General features: G+C 61.6%; 11 protein-coding genes. 3 read left to right on the forward strand and 8 right to left on the reverse strand.

Annotated elements, in window-relative coordinates; all coding sequences use genetic code 11:
• The first annotated feature begins 5 nt into the window (after positions 1 to 5).
• Complete coding sequence (locus HJB89_RS05315; RefSeq protein WP_221149139.1) at positions 6 to 1037, forward strand: L-idonate 5-dehydrogenase; 1032 nt, start codon at positions 6 to 8, stop codon at positions 1035 to 1037.
• A gap of 41 nt (positions 1038 to 1078) precedes the next feature.
• Here the strand turns inward: HJB89_RS05315 and HJB89_RS05320 are convergent, their stop codons facing one another.
• Positions 1079 to 2146, reverse strand: coding sequence for a LacI family DNA-binding transcriptional regulator (locus tag HJB89_RS05320; RefSeq protein WP_207584984.1), 1068 nt, complete (start codon positions 2144 to 2146; stop codon positions 1079 to 1081).
• Positions 2147 to 2372: 226 nt separating this feature from the next.
• Here HJB89_RS05320 and HJB89_RS05325 point away from each other — a divergent pair, with 226 nt between their 5' ends.
• The gene (locus tag HJB89_RS05325; protein WP_221149140.1) at positions 2373 to 3299 is read left to right on the forward strand and encodes an SMP-30/gluconolactonase/LRE family protein; all 927 of its coding nucleotides are present in this window, start codon (positions 2373 to 2375) and stop codon (positions 3297 to 3299) included.
• 55 nt (positions 3300 to 3354) lie between these two features.
• Here the strand turns inward: HJB89_RS05325 and HJB89_RS05330 are convergent, their stop codons facing one another.
• Both HJB89_RS05330 and HJB89_RS05335 read right to left on the reverse strand, forming a co-directional pair.
• Positions 3355 to 5493, reverse strand: a complete 2139-nt coding sequence (locus HJB89_RS05330; protein WP_207584982.1) for a VWA domain-containing protein — start codon at positions 5491 to 5493, stop codon at positions 3355 to 3357.
• Complete coding sequence (locus HJB89_RS05335) at positions 5490 to 6014, reverse strand: RNA polymerase sigma factor (RefSeq protein WP_207584981.1); 525 nt, start codon at positions 6012 to 6014, stop codon at positions 5490 to 5492. The genes HJB89_RS05330 and HJB89_RS05335 overlap by 4 nt, the downstream gene beginning before the upstream one ends.
• A gap of 262 nt (positions 6015 to 6276) precedes the next feature.
• On the opposite strand from HJB89_RS05335, the gene HJB89_RS05340 reads away from it, so the two are divergent.
• Positions 6277 to 7188 (forward strand): alpha/beta hydrolase, encoded by a 912-nt coding sequence (locus HJB89_RS05340; RefSeq protein WP_221114920.1) that lies wholly within the window; start codon positions 6277 to 6279, stop codon positions 7186 to 7188.
• A 3-nt stretch (positions 7189 to 7191) separates the two neighbouring features.
• Here HJB89_RS05340 and HJB89_RS05345 read toward each other — a convergent pair whose 3' ends face one another.
• From HJB89_RS05345 to HJB89_RS05365, 5 genes are all read right to left on the reverse strand, one after another.
• Positions 7192 to 9195, reverse strand: coding sequence for a CocE/NonD family hydrolase (locus HJB89_RS05345; RefSeq protein ID WP_409201821.1), 2004 nt, complete (start codon positions 9193 to 9195; stop codon positions 7192 to 7194).
• A 27-nt stretch (positions 9196 to 9222) separates the two neighbouring features.
• On the reverse strand, positions 9223 to 10854 hold the full coding sequence (locus HJB89_RS05350; RefSeq protein WP_221131357.1) for an ABC transporter ATP-binding protein: 1632 nt from the start codon (positions 10852 to 10854) through the stop codon (positions 9223 to 9225).
• Positions 10847 to 11674, reverse strand: coding sequence for an ABC transporter permease (locus tag HJB89_RS05355; protein ID WP_207584979.1), 828 nt, complete (start codon positions 11672 to 11674; stop codon positions 10847 to 10849). Before HJB89_RS05355 ends, HJB89_RS05350 begins: the two co-directional genes overlap by 8 nt.
• The gene (locus HJB89_RS05360; RefSeq protein WP_207584978.1) at positions 11671 to 12678 is read right to left on the reverse strand and encodes an ABC transporter permease; all 1008 of its coding nucleotides are present in this window, start codon (positions 12676 to 12678) and stop codon (positions 11671 to 11673) included. Before HJB89_RS05360 ends, HJB89_RS05355 begins: the two co-directional genes overlap by 4 nt.
• 89 nt (positions 12679 to 12767) lie before the next feature.
• Positions 12768 to 14357 carry an ABC transporter substrate-binding protein gene (locus HJB89_RS05365; RefSeq protein WP_221131358.1) on the reverse strand — a complete coding sequence of 530 codons (1590 nt, stop codon included), beginning with the start codon at positions 14355 to 14357 and terminating at the stop codon, positions 12768 to 12770.
• Position 14358 lies beyond the last annotated feature (1 nt).

Raw genomic sequence — 14358 nt, forward strand, 5'->3', positions numbered from 1 at the left:
TCGATATGAAAGCCATCGTCATTCATGCCGCCAAGGATCTGAGGATCGAAGAGCGAGAGCCGGAGGTTGTAGGCGCGGGGCAGGTTGAGATTGCCATCGAAGCCGGCGGCATCTGCGGTTCCGACCTGCACTATTACAATCACGGCGGCTTCGGCACCGTTCGTCTGCGCGAACCGATGATTCTCGGCCATGAGATTGCCGGGACGGTCAAGGCACTGGGCGCCGGCGTTGCCGATCTTGCCATGGGAGACCGTGTTGCGGTTTCCCCAAGCCGGCCGTGCAATCATTGCCAATATTGCCTGAAGGGACAGCAGAACCACTGCCTCAACATGCGGTTTTATGGCAGCGCCATGCCGATGCCGCATATTCAGGGCGGTTTTCGCCAGCGACTGGTGGCGGAGCGCTGGCAATGCCACAAGGTCACTGAGGGCATTTCCATTCATGAGGCCGCCTTCGCAGAACCCTTTGCTGTAACTTTACATGCGGCAAACCGCGCCGGATCGCTGCTGGGCAAACGGGTGCTCGTCACCGGCTGCGGCCCGATCGGGATGTTGGCAATCATTGCGGCGCGCGTTCTCGGCGCCCGCGAAATCGTCGCGACTGACGTGACGGATAGCGTTCTGGCCATCGCCCGCACCAGCGGCGCGGATCGAACGATCAATGTTGCCACCCATACTTCCGACCTTGCGGCTTACAGTGCCGAAAAGGGATACTTCGACGTCATGTTCGAGGCGTCGGGCAACGAGCGGGCCGTGCGCGCTGGCCTGGAAACGCTGAAGCCCCGCGCCATTCTGGTGCAGTTGGGCCTCGGCGGTGATGTCTCCATCCCACAGAACATGATCGTCGCCAAAGAAATCGAGATGCGCGGGACGTTCCGTTTTCACGAGGAATTCGCGCTCGCCGTCGAGCTGATCAACGCGCGCCGCGTCGATCTGAAACCGCTGCTGACGGGCGTTTTTGCAATCGACGAGGCCGTTGCCGCCTTCGAGCTGGCAGGTGACCGCAGCAAATCGATGAAAGTGCAGATCGCCTTCTGATATCGGCGCCCCAACTATCAGAGCAATTCCAGGAAAAGGCTCTAGGCGCTGCGGCGCGTGCTTTCGCGCAGGACCACCCTGTAGCCGGTCAATGTGATCTCGTCGCCGGTCGCCTCGCCGCTGCCCTGCAGCGCGTCCAGCAGGCGGGCGGCGGCCTGACGGCCGATGCCGTAACAGTCGACATTGATAGTCGTGATGCTGGGATGACAGATCGACGATATCTCGTAGTCGCCGAAACCGGCAATGGCGATATCACCCGGCACTTTCATTCCCCTGCGCTTGCATTCCATGATCGCGCCGAAAGCGGAAAGGTCGGAGACGCAGAGAACGACTTCCGTGTCCGGCCAACGCTCCAAGAGGCTGACGATCGCCTGGCCCCCCTGCTCCATGGTGATCGGCGGTACGCCGAAGGAAATCATCCGTCCCGGTCCCAGGCCGAGTTCTTCGACAGTCTTCTGGAAACCGCTTCGCCGCTGGCTGCCGCGCGTATCACGTGCCGTCGTTCCGCCGATATAGCCGAACTTCCGGTATCCCTGGCCGGCGAGCGCCCGCACCAGCAGGGCCATCGCCTCGCTGTTGGAAAAGCCGACGACATGATTGATCGGGTCTTCTGGAAGCTCCCAGGTCTCGACAACAGGAATGCTGGCTTTTGCAAGCATCCGCCGGGCCCGCGCCGTGTGCGAACCACCGGTCAGGATAATGCCTTCAGGGCGACGGCGCAGCATCGCCTCGATCAGCTCTTCTTCTTTCTCCGCCGCATAGTCGGTATAGCCGAGAAGAAGCTGAAGGCCGGTATTCTCCAGCGCATCGGTAATGCCGCGCGCGGTGTCGGAAAAATTCGAATTGTTGATGGAGGGCACCAGCGCGGCGATGAAGCCGCTGCGCCTTGACGAGAGACTGCCGGCCGACAGGTCGAGCACGTAGCCGAGCGCGTCGACAGCTTCCATGATGCGCTTTCGCGTCTCCTCGGAAACGCTTGCATCCTGGCGGAAGGCCCGCGAAACGGTCATGGCGGATACGCCGACATATTTGGCAACCTCCGCCATCGTCAGCTTTTGAGCGTCCCCCGGCTTCAGACGCTTGTCTTTCGGCTCATCCTCGTTTTTCACTGGTCTCCGCTTTCAAACACGCTTCCTGCGCTCGACAATCCAGACACGATAAAGTTATCGCTATCATCGCACAATCGATATTTTCACAAGAATGCGCCACTTCCCCCGGCAAAAACCTGCGTTCCTGGTGCAATACACAGGAACGACGTCAGGTCGGATGGCTGTACGAAGCCTGCGAAACACGACATTATGATATCGATAACATTCAAAAGTAACGGAGGAACAGATGTTCGGGGAAATTGACGGTACAGGTTTTGAGGTTCTCGACCCGCGCTTTGAAAGCTGCTTCGTCGGTCACGCACGCGTCGAGCGGCTTTGGACCGGCGGCCGCTGGCTGGAGGGGCCAGCCTGGTTTGCCGCCGGGCGTTATCTGGTTTTCTCGGATATCCCCAATAACCGAATGATGCGCTACGACCATACCAGCGGCCATACGTCGGTCTTCCGCGCCCCCAGCGACAATTCGAACGGCAATACCGTCGACACTCAGGGCCGGCTCATCACCTGCGAGCATCTGACGCGTCGCGTCACGCGAACCGACTTCAACGGCCAGATCAGCATTCTGGCCGACCGAATTGCCGGCAACCGGCTCAACTCTCCAAACGACGTCACCGTCAAATCCGATGGAACTATCTGGTTCACCGACCCGAGCTACGGCATCCTTCACGACTATGAAGGCGACTACGGCGAAGAGGAAATCGGCGGATGCCACGTCTACCGGCATGACCCGGCAACGGGCACGACAGACCAGATGACGTCCGATTTCGTCAAGCCGAACGGGCTGGCTTTTTCCCCCGACGAAAAGCTGCTCTATGTCGCCGACACCGGAGGTACGCATCTATCAGGCGGTCCGCGCCATATACGAAAGCTTGCTGTATCCGACGTTGGAAAGCTGACCGATCTCGGTATTTTCGCCGAATGCACCTCGGGCTTTTTCGACGGTTTTCGTGTCGACCGGAAGGGAAGGATCTGGACGAGCGCCGGCGACGGTGTGCACGCTTACGATCCGGATGGCACGCTGATCGGCAAAATCCATATTCCCGAGATCGTCTCCAATGTCGCCTTCGGCGGCGAGAAATTGAATCGCCTGTTCATCACGGCAACAACGTCCCTTTATGCTGTCTACCTTACGGCCAATGGATCAAGACCCGGCTAAACACCAAGCAGGAGAGGCCGCCTTTCCGGGCGGCCTCTCCTTTGCGCTTCTCCACTTATCGTTGGCTGAGGCCATCCGCCAGCCGGACCAGCCCGAGGAAATCCGATCGATAGCCGAACGGATCCGTGCCCCGCGACGCCGCCGCGAGATCGACAATCGCCTGATAGGAATAGGCATCGAGGGCGGCGCTGCGGCTCAGTTTCTGGCCGAAGGCGGCGACGGCCACCGAGAAACGGACATCCTGAGGCGCGGCGTCGACAGTGGCGACCACGTTGCCGTTGTCGACAGGTGTGGTGATGAGGGCGCTCTTATCCTCGCCCGGCCGCTTGTAGCGCATCTTGACGAAGGCAAGCTCGCCGCCATGAGCGCTATCGGAGGCCTGTGCCGGCGCCTTGTCGGCTGCGCCATAACGCAGGTCGTCATTCATGACCGCAGGGCTTCCTTTGGGGGTAATCTCGTAGATCGCCGTGACGCTGTGGCCGGAGCCGATATCGCCGGCATCGACACGGTCATTGTTGAAATCCTCGCGGTTGAGGGCGCGTGTCTCGTAGCCGATCAGCCGGTATTCGGCGATCCGTTCCGGATTGAACTCGACCTGGAACTTGACGTCCTTGGCGATCGGAAACAGCGTCGACCCGGCCTCTTCAACGAGCGTCTTCTGCGCCTCCGCCAAGGTGTCGATATAGGCGGCGCTGCCATTGCCGTTCTGCGCCAGCGTCTGCATCAGCGAGTCGTTGAGATTGCCGCGTCCGAAGCCAAGAACAGTGAGGAAGATGCCGTCCTTGCGCCTCTCTTCGATGATGCGCTTCAAATCCTCGTCGCTTGATGGGCCGACATTGAAGTCGCCGTCCGTCGCCAGCATCACCCGATTGACGCCGTCCTTGACGAATGCCTGTTTGGCAAGGTCGTAAGCTGCCTCGATGCCCTCGGCGCCGCCGGTCGAACCTCCAGCTTCCAGCCTGTCGATTGCCGACAGGATCTTTGACTTCTCCATCACGCGCGTCGGCTGAAGCACGGTCCCGGCATTGCCGGCATAGGTGACGATCGAGACTGTATCGTCAGCCTTCAGCCGGTTGACCAGAAGGCGGAAGGCGCTTTTCAGCAGCGGCAGCTTATCCGGCTCGTCCATCGAGCCCGAGACGTCGATCAGGAAGACCAGATTGGCGTGCGGCGCAGTCGCCGGCGCGATGTCATAGCCCTTGATCGCCACATGCATCAATTCCGTGTCGTGGTTCCACGGCGTCGGCATCACCGTCACAGTCGCCTTGAAGGGCTGCTCGGCCTTATCGGGACCCGGCCAGTCATAGGGGAAATAATTGATCATCTCCTCGACGCGGACCGATTGCGGATCGGGCATCGCCCCGCCCGTTAACGACCGGCGGACGAAGGAATAGGATGCGCTGTCGACATCGGCTGAGAAAGTCGAGACCGGATCGGTCGCGACACTCTTGATCGGATTAGCCGCGGCATTGGCAAAGCGCTCGTGGCTGGGATCGAGCTGAAGCTGGACACGTCCGTCCGCCGGCGGAGCAGGGGAAGGGGCGACAGCAGCCATCGGTTCGGCTGGCTGCTGTTGGGGGGCGATGCCGGGTGCAATGGAGCGTTTGGCTTCGCCGAGCGTTGTGGCGGAACCCTCCGACTTATTCAGAAGAGTCGACATTTCATCGGCATCGAACTCAGAGGTCTGCGGCGCCTTGGCTTTCGCGGCAGCTTGCTGCTCCTTGTCCTGCAACGCTTCGGCGTTGCCGGCCGCTGACGATCGAGCCAGTTTGTTCTCTTCGGCCGCTGCCTCGGGAAGTTGAGGCGCAGCCGCAACTGGGTCTGCCGGCTTGCCTGCCGGTTCGGCCGGTTTCGACGTCCCATTCTGCGAAAGATTGCCGGCGATCTCAGTCTGGTCGATGATCGGCAATCCGTTTCGGGTCAGCTCGACTACGAGATAACCGGCGGCGGGAATGACAAGCAGCGTCGCAAGCGCTGAACCGGCAAGGAATTTCTTGTTCATGGCTGGGCTCCATATCCAGTTGATGACGGAGCTTTGACGCCAGCCTCTCGCATTTCCTTGGGCTGCCGCCACATTATTTTCTGCGCCGTCGAAGGCCTGCATCGCCGCGGCAAGGGCGCGTACGCGCGCCTCCGGATCGGCTGCCGGCGGGGTGAGGCGGGAGAGCTTTTCAAGTTCCTTGTCCACGGTCATACCTCTTCCTTGCCGAGCATGGCCTTCAACCTTTTGCGCGCCTCATGCACCTGCCAGGACACGGTCGTTTCCGAACAGCCCATGATATCGGCGGCAGCGGAATGGCTAAGGCCTTCGCCATAGACGAGCAGCACGGCGTCGCATTGCCTTTCCGGCAAGGCGCGCACGGCTGCCCATAATTCACTCGATAACTCGTCGTCGTTTGCGGCCGGCGCATCCTGCCGCGGTTCGGCGGCGAATGCGCGAAATGTCTGCTCTTCTCGCGCAAGCTTCCGTCTATGGTCGCGGGCCGCGTTGAGCGTCAGCGTATAGAGCCATGTCCTGAAGCGGCTGGCGCCACGAAAGCCGCGAATGGCTGCGCCGAGTTTGACGCAAACCTCCTGGGCAATATCGTCCGCGTCGGTGGAACTGCCCGACCACCGCCATGCCGCCGCATGGACGAAATCATAGTGGCGCGAAACCAGTTGCCCGAAGGCCTCCCGGTCGCCGCCCTGTGCTCGTTCTATGAGCTCCGCATCCAATGCGCACCTACCCCCAAGCTATCCAGCAAGATGCTATTTCGGAATTGAGACGTTTCTCCGAAGGCTTTCCTTGGGTCGATGACGAAAAAATATCGGATTTTTGAAAAAAAGCCGAAATCTGGAAATGCGGGTTCAAAATAATCGAGTGTCGCGACATTTATGGGTCGCGACCAGACAGATTGCCTCCGTCACCTTGACGCATGATGAGCGCAGAGTCGGCCAGGGACATGGGTCTGCATGTCCCAAATCGAAAGGACCTTCAATGTCCGCTCCATCGCCTGCGCCCACCGAAAAGGGCATCCTGCAGTTTCTTGAGATCTGCGATAGCTTCTATCCCGCGGACGCCGTTGACGCGTCGGCCGAGCAGCAGCGGCATTGGTACGACGCTCTTTGCGCCCGCTTCGACCGACCGTTGCCCCCGGAGATGATCTTTGCGGACGGCATGCTCCAGCGCATACCGATTCGGCGCTACCGCCCACGGAAGATCGTCACGCGGACCATCCTGCTCTATCTGCATGGCGGCGGCTTCGTTGTCGGGTCGCTCGAGAGCCACCATGCCATCTGCGCCGAGATTGCCGATTTTGCCGGCGCGGAACTCGTTTCCGTCGATTACCGGCTGGCCCCGGAATATCGCTGGCCGGCACAGACGGATGACGGCTTTACCGTGTTGAAGCATCTGCTTTCCGCCAACAGCAAGGTCGTGCTGATCGGCGACAGCGCCGGCGGCAATCTTGCGGCGGGCCTTGCATTGCGTGCACGCGACGAGGGCCTGTCCGGCCTCATTGGCCAGGTCCTGATCTACCCCGCGCTCGGCGGGGACCTTACGGCAGGCTCTTACGTCGAGATGGCCGAGGCCCCAGGGCTGACGACGGCGGATGTCGCCTATTATCGCGACATCCTGCAGGCGACGGCAGGCAGTGAGATCGCTGAGCCGCTGCAGGCAGCCTCGCTGGCCGGGCTGCCGCCGGCCTTCATCACGGTCGCGCATTTCGATCCTCTCCGCGACGACGGCCGGCACTATGCCGCCCGGCTTACCGCGGAGGGCGTCGAAGTCTGGTTTCGGGAGGAGCCGCAAATGGTGCATGCTTGGCTGCGCGCCCGCCACATCAGCGATGGCGCACGCGATGGTTTCCATGCCGTCTGCGAGGCCGTCCGGCATTTCGCGGCGCCCTGACGATCACATCAGGTCGCGTCGGATCCGCTTTTCCGCAAAGACCTTTTCGAAGATCTGCACGTCGTCCTCGAAAGCGGTGACGACGGCGCTGATGATCCAATCGGTCGCAGTGCAGGCAATCCGCGCCGTTGAGACTGTGCGGACGAACCAGCCGGGGCGGCGCATGTCGCAGGTCCAGGTCGATGTTCCTGTCATCGACAGCGGATCATCCGGTGAAATCGACCAGACTTCCTCGCGCAATTGCCGGGTTGACAGGCCCGTCTGCGGATGTTCGTGGAGCCCGGTATCCTCGTGGATGCGATAATCCGTCCGGTTGGCAGACAGGTCGCGGACGACCTGCCGTTTCGTCGCAGCCGCCGCATGTTCAATATATTTTGGCAGAGGATCGGGATTGGCCGGTTCCTCGATTTCAATCCTGCGATGGTCGCCGAGCACCGGCAGCCCCAGGCCGAGCGATGCCATATCGATCTCTACCCCTTCATCCTCAGGCGGCGGAAGGATCATCGGCCAATAGGCCGTCGAAAGCGAAAGACGGATGCGATGCCCCTTGCGGAAGCGATAACCGCAGGCGTCGAGCGCGAGCCGGATCCACACTGTCTCGCCTGGAATCAGCGGCTTGGGATCGGCATTGCCGTCACGGTGGGTAAGATTGACAACGCCGAAGGCGACACGCGTTGCCGTGCCATCCGGATGGACGTCGACGAGCCGGGCGCAGAGATTCCCACCCGCCGCGCCGGGACGTAGCGCAAGCGTCAGCACCGGCCGGCCGAGATAGTCGCAATCGCCGGCAAGCGGCATCGTATCGAAAACCAATGAGCCGGCATCGTCCGAGCGCTGATCGATCGCCATTTCGGCATCCGGCTTCAGCGTGAAATATTCACCCGATGCCGTCCCGATGTCGAGCCGAGAGCTCACATAGACGGGATGCTCGGGCGCATGCGGGATCGGCATGCCCTCCGTCAACCTGCCGAATTGCTCGACATAGAAGCATTGCATGTGCGGCGGCGTCCAGACATCCTTGGCGATCCAGAAACCCCGATCACTATCGCGGCGGGGCGCAGGGCGGATGGCATCGAGAATATAGGCGCGGGCCTGCGGCAAGCGGTCGATGCCATTGTCCTCGCCACGCAGCCACTTGTTCCACCAGGCGATCGCTTCGCCATGGAAATCCGTGCGGGGTTTCGGCCAGGCGAAGTGCGGGTATTTATGCACCCAAGGGCCGATCAACGCCTTGGCTTTATCGCCCAAGCCCTCGACCGCCATCAGCGGCGTATTGCGGTAGCCATCCGCCCAGCCGGCGATCACCAGCGTCGGGATCTCGACGCTTGAAAAATCCTCTGCGATCGAGCCGTGACGCCAGAAATCGTCGCGCCGTTGGTGGGCCAGCCACTCCTCCATGAAGAAGGGTTCGCCTGCCAGGCGCTCCAACCACATTTCCTTCCAGCGCTCGCCGACCAGCGCCGGATCGGGCGGGCGCGACTGGTAGCCGAGCATCGTCGCCGCCCAGGAGAGCTGGGCGGAGAGATGGCAGCCGTTCTTGTAGTGGATATCGTCATTGTAGCGGTCGACGGTCGAGGCGAGCGAGATGACGGCTTTCAGCGCCGGCGGGCGCAGAGCTGCGACCTGCAGGCTGTTGAACCCGCCCCAGGAGATGCCCATCATGCCGACCGAGCCGTTCGACCATGGCTGGGCGGCAATCCACGCGATCAGCTCGCAGGCATCGGCGAGCTCACGCTCGGTATATTCGCCATCGATGACGCCATCGGATTCTCCCGATCCCCGGATATCGACGCGCACGCCGGCAATGCCTGCGGCCGTAAACACTGGATAGGTCGACTCGTCCCTGAGGCAGGTTCCATCGCGTTTGCGATAGGGCAGGAATTCGAAGACGGCGGGAACGGGATCCTGCTCCGCGCCGTCGGGCATCCAGATGCGCGCGGCAAGCCGTGTTCCATCCTTCAGCGTGATCCATTCATTTTCGATCGTGGCAAAGCCGCGCGAGCCCATGTTCATTCCTTTCAGTGATCGGCCCATTCAATGGCCGGCGCTCTCCATGCGTCGCGTCGCAAGCACACGTTCCAGCCAGCCGATTTCCATTTCCGGCACGGATTTCAAAAGCAGATCGGTGTAGTCGTCGAAGGGCGGTGAAAGCGCTGTCGATTTCGGGCCGAAGCGCACCAGCCTGCCGCGATGCATCACCGCCACGCTGTCGGCGATTGCCCGGACGATCGCGATGTCGTGGGTGATGAAGACATAGGACAGCTGCTCTTCTTCCTGTAGGCGGAGCAGCAGCTTGAGGATACCCTCCGCCACCAGCGGGTCGAGCGCCGAAGTCGGCTCATCGCAGAGGATGAGTTCGGGCTTGGCGGCAAGGGCTCTGGCAATCGCCACGCGCTGCTTCTGTCCACCGGACAGTTCGGCCGGATAGCGATCGATGAAGCCGTTGCTCATCTCGATCTGGTCGAGCAATTCCTTCACCCGGGCGGTTTTCTCAGCACCTCTCAGACCATAATAGAAGGTCAGCGGGCGGCCGATGATGTCACGGACCGTCTGCCGCGGGTTCATCGCCGTATCAGCCATCTGGTAGATCAGCTGAATGCGCCTGAGGTCGTCGTTCGGCCGGCTCTTGAGGTGGGGCATCAGCGGTTTGCCGCCAAAGACGATGCGGCCGCCGCTTGGCGGCAACAGGCCGGTAATGACGCGCGCCAAGGATGATTTGCCCGAACCGGATTCGCCGACGATGGCGAGCGTCTGCCCCTTCGGCACGTGCAGCGAGACATCATGCAGCACCTTGAAGCCGTTGGAATATTCGGCGCTGACATTTTCCACCTTGAGAAGTGCGGCAGACTGGTCGGCGGCCTCCTCGCGATAGGCCTGCCTGACATTGACGAGCGCGCGCGTATACTCTTCCCGCGGCGCCTCGATGATCTGCTGGACGCTGCCATATTCCACCTGCCTGCCGTGGCGCAGCACCATGATGTCGTCGGATATCTGGGCAACGACGGCAAGGTCGTGGGTGATGTAGAGGGCGGCCGTGTGCGTTTCCTCGATGGCATGTTTGATTGCCGCCAGCACGTCGATCTGCGTGGTGACGTCAAGGGCTGTGGTCGGCTCGTCGAAAACGATGAGTTCGGGGTTGGAACAGAGCGCCATCGCCGTCATCGCCCGCTGCAATTGGCCGCCGGAGACCTGATGGGCGAAGCGCTCACCGAAGGTTTCAGGATTGGGCAGGCCCAAGACCCGGAACAGATAAAGCGCCCGTTTGCGCGCCTCCTCCCTGGTCATCAACCCATGTTTGAGCGACGCTTCGATCACCTGATCGCCAAGCCGGTGCGCCGGATTGAAGGCGGCGGCGGCCGATTGCGCGACGTAGCAGACCCGGGCGCCACGAATTTTTCGGATGCCGTTCTTGCCGAGTGGCAGGATATCGGCGCCGTCGAGCCGTACCTCGCCGCCGGTGATTTCGGCGCCACCCCGGCCATAGGCCAGCGCCGCAAGGCCGATCGTCGACTTGCCGGCGCCCGATTCACCGATCAGGCCCAGAACCTTGCCCTTCTGCAGGTCGAAGGAAACGCCGTCGACGATCGTCACCCGCTTGGGCGGTTCGCCGGGGGGATAGCTGGTTGCTTCGATCTTCAGATTGCGAACGGAAAGAAGCTCAGGCATCGCCGCGCCCTCCCTTGAGGCTGGATGTACGTTTCAGGAGCCAGTCGACCACGAGGTTGACGCAGACGGCAAGCACGGCGATCGCCGTGCCCGGCACCAGCGCGGCGGAGATGCCGAAGATGATGCCGTCCTTGTTGTCCTTGACCATGCCGCCCCAATCGGCCGCCGGCGGCTGAATGCCGAGGCCGAGGAAGGAAAGCGTCGAGAGGAACAGGATCGAGAAGGCGAAGCGCAGCCCGAACTCGGCAAGCAGAGGCGACAGCGTGTTCGGCAGGATTTCGCGGAAGATGATCCAGAGCCTGCCTTCGCCGCGTAGCTTGGCCGCCTCGACGAATTCCATCACCGCGACATCGAGCGCCACGGCGCGGCCGAGGCGATAAACGCGGGTGGAATCGAGGATCGCCATCACCAGGATCAGGACGATGATGTTCTGCGGCAGGACCGCAAGAACCACCAGCGCAAAGATCAGCGTCGGGATCGACATCATCAGATCGTTGAAGCGCGAGAACACCGTGTCGATGATGCCGCGCGAAACCGCGGCGGTGAAGCTCAGGATGATACCGAGCGAGAAGGAGATGATGGTGGCCGCGGATGAGACCAGCAGTGTCGTGCGCGCGCCGTAGATCAGCCGCGAGAAGATGTCGCGGCCGAGGTTGTCGAGGCCGAAGATATAGTGATCATCCGGCAGTTGCCAGACGTCGCCGACGACCTGCGTCTCGCCATAGGGGGCGAGCCAAGGTGCAAAGAGCGCAAAGATGAAGGCGATGGCGATGCCGGTGATGCCGATCCAGGCGGTGATGGGGATGTCTCTCAATCTCATCGCGGATGCCTCAGCCGGGGATTGGCGACGATCGCGAGGATATCGGCCGTCATATTGAGGAAGATGTAGACCGCCGCGAAGATCAGGCCGCAGGCTTGCACGACCGGCATGTCGCGCACGGTGACCGCATCGACCATATATTGCCCCATGCCGGGATAGACGAAGACCACTTCGACAACGACGACGCCGACGACGAGATAGGCGAGGTTCAGCGCGACGACGTTGATGATCGGCGCCAGCGCATTGGGCGCCGCGTGCTTGACGATCGAGCGGAAGGCGCTGAGGCCTTTCAGCTCGGCGGTCTCCATATAGGCGGAAGACATCACCGAGAGGATGGCGGCCCGCGTCATCCGCATCATGTGGGCGAGCACGACGAGCACCAGGGTGGCCGTCGGTAAGGCGATCGCCTTCAACCGCTCGACGAAGCCCATGCTGTCATAGACCGTCGCCGGAAAGGTGGCGATGCCGAGGTTCACCGCGAAGAAGAGGATGAGCAGATAGCCGATGAAGAATTCCGGCAGCGAGATCGCCGCAAGCGAGATCACATTGATGATCTTGTCCGGCAGCCGGTTGCGGAAATGCACCGAGAACATGCCGAGGCCGACGGCGAGCGGCACTGATATCACCGCGGCGAAACCCGCCAGGAAGAGCGAATTGCCAAGGCGCTTGCCGATCTGCTCGCTCACCGAATTTTTGCTGGCCCAGGATGTGCCGAAGTTCCCTTGAACGGCGTTGCCGAGCCATTCGACGTAGCGCGTCGTGACCGGACGGTTCAGCCCGAGATCCTGACGAATATTGGCGACAGCCTGCGGTGTGGCCGACTGGCCGAGATAGGTGGTGGCAAAATCGCCGGGCAGGGCTTCGAGCCCGCCGAAAATCAGGATGGAAACGGCGAAAAGCAGCACGATGCTGAGCACGAAGCGCTCGAGGATGAGGGCGAGCAGCGGAAAACGCTGCCGGAACCTCAAGCCCGGCAAGATATTGCTCGGGACTGGATTGGTCATGGCGAAGGCCTCTCGTAAAACGTCAGGAGGGACCGCAGGTTTCATCCCGCGGTCCCGGCTTCGTCGGAGATCAAAGGGCGTTGCGCCCCTCAGGCGTCCAGCCAGACGCGGGTTGCGACATAACCGTTCGACATGTCGTTGCCGATGTCGTGGACATAACCCTTCACCTGCTTGGTGGAGGCGTTCACGAAGTCGTTGAACATCGGCAGAATCACCCCGCCTTCGTCGCGCACCATCATCGCCATGGCGCGGTACATGTCCTTGCGCTTGGCTTCATCCAGTTCGGAGCGGGCCTGTAGCAGCAGTTTGTCGAAGTCGGGACGCTTGAACTTGGTGTCGTTCCAATCCGCCGTCGAGAGATAGGCGGTGGAATACATCTGGTCCTGCGTCGGCCGGCCACCCCAGTAGGAGGTCGAGAAGGGCTGGACGTTCCAGACGTTGGTCCAGTAGCCGTCGCCCGGTTCGCGCTTCACCTCGATCTCGATCCCGGCCTTCTTGCAACTTTCCTGATAGAGGACGGCCGCATCGACGCCGCCGGGGAAAGCGACTTCCGAGGTGCGCAAGAGGACCGAGCCGCTATGGCCCGATTTCTTGTAGTGGAAGGCGGCCTTGTCGGGATCGTAAACGCGCTGCTCGATGCCCTCGGGGAATAGCGCATAGGTGCTGTTGATCGGAAAGTCGTTGCCGACCTTGCCGTAACCGCCGAGGATCTTCTGCACCATGGTTTCGCGGTCCATGGCGTATTTGAGGGCCAAGCGCAGGTCGTTATTGTCGAACGGCGCCTTGTCGCAGTGCATGATGAAGACGTAATGGCCGCGGCCGGCGGTCGAGAGGATCTCGACGTTGGGGGCGCGTTTCAAGAGGTTGACCGTCTTCGGGTCGACGCGGTTGATATAGTGCACCTGGCCGGACGACAGGGCCGCGATGCGGGCGGTCGCGTCATTCATGCCGATCACTTCGATCGAATCGACATAACCCCGGTCGCTGCGCCAGTCGTCCTTGTTCTTTTCGAAGGTGGCGCGAACGCCGGCCTCGAAGCTCGTCAGCTTATAGGGACCGGTGCCGATCGAGGCGAGCGGATCGTCGACGCCGCCGTTCGGCTGGATGACCAGATGGTAATCGGACAGCAGCAACGGCATGTCGGCATTGCCTTCGCTCAGCGTCAGCACGAGATTGCCGCCGTCAGCCTTGACCTCCTTGATCGACCCGAGAACACCGAGCGCGCCGGATTCCGACTTTTTATCGGTGTGGCGCTTCAGCGTCGCAACGACGTCGTCGATCGTGAGTTCCTTGCCATCGTGGAACTTGACACCCTTGCGGATCTTGAAGGTCCAGGTCACCGCGTCCTTCGACGGCTCCCAGGATTCGGCGAGCGCCGGTACGGCGGCACCGGTCAGCGGGTCGGATTCGACCAGCATGTCACCCCAGCAGCGGCCGACGCAGAACATGAACTGCGACAGGAATTTCGCCGGATCCTTGGAATCGGTGGCCGCCCCCCCTTCGAGGCCGAGCTTCAGGTGGCCGCCGCGTTTCGGTTCGGCGGCTTCGGCACTCTCGGTGAAGAGCTTGTCGGCGACGGCAAGTGTGATGCCTGCCGCCATGGCGCGTCCCATGAATTCGCGGCGGCTGAGCCCGCCTGCGGTGACGCGGCTTGCGAGAACTTTGGTATAGTCGTTCATT

This window comes from Rhizobium sp. NZLR8 (assembly GCF_019685025.1).
GTDB lineage: Bacteria > Pseudomonadota > Alphaproteobacteria > Rhizobiales > Rhizobiaceae > Rhizobium.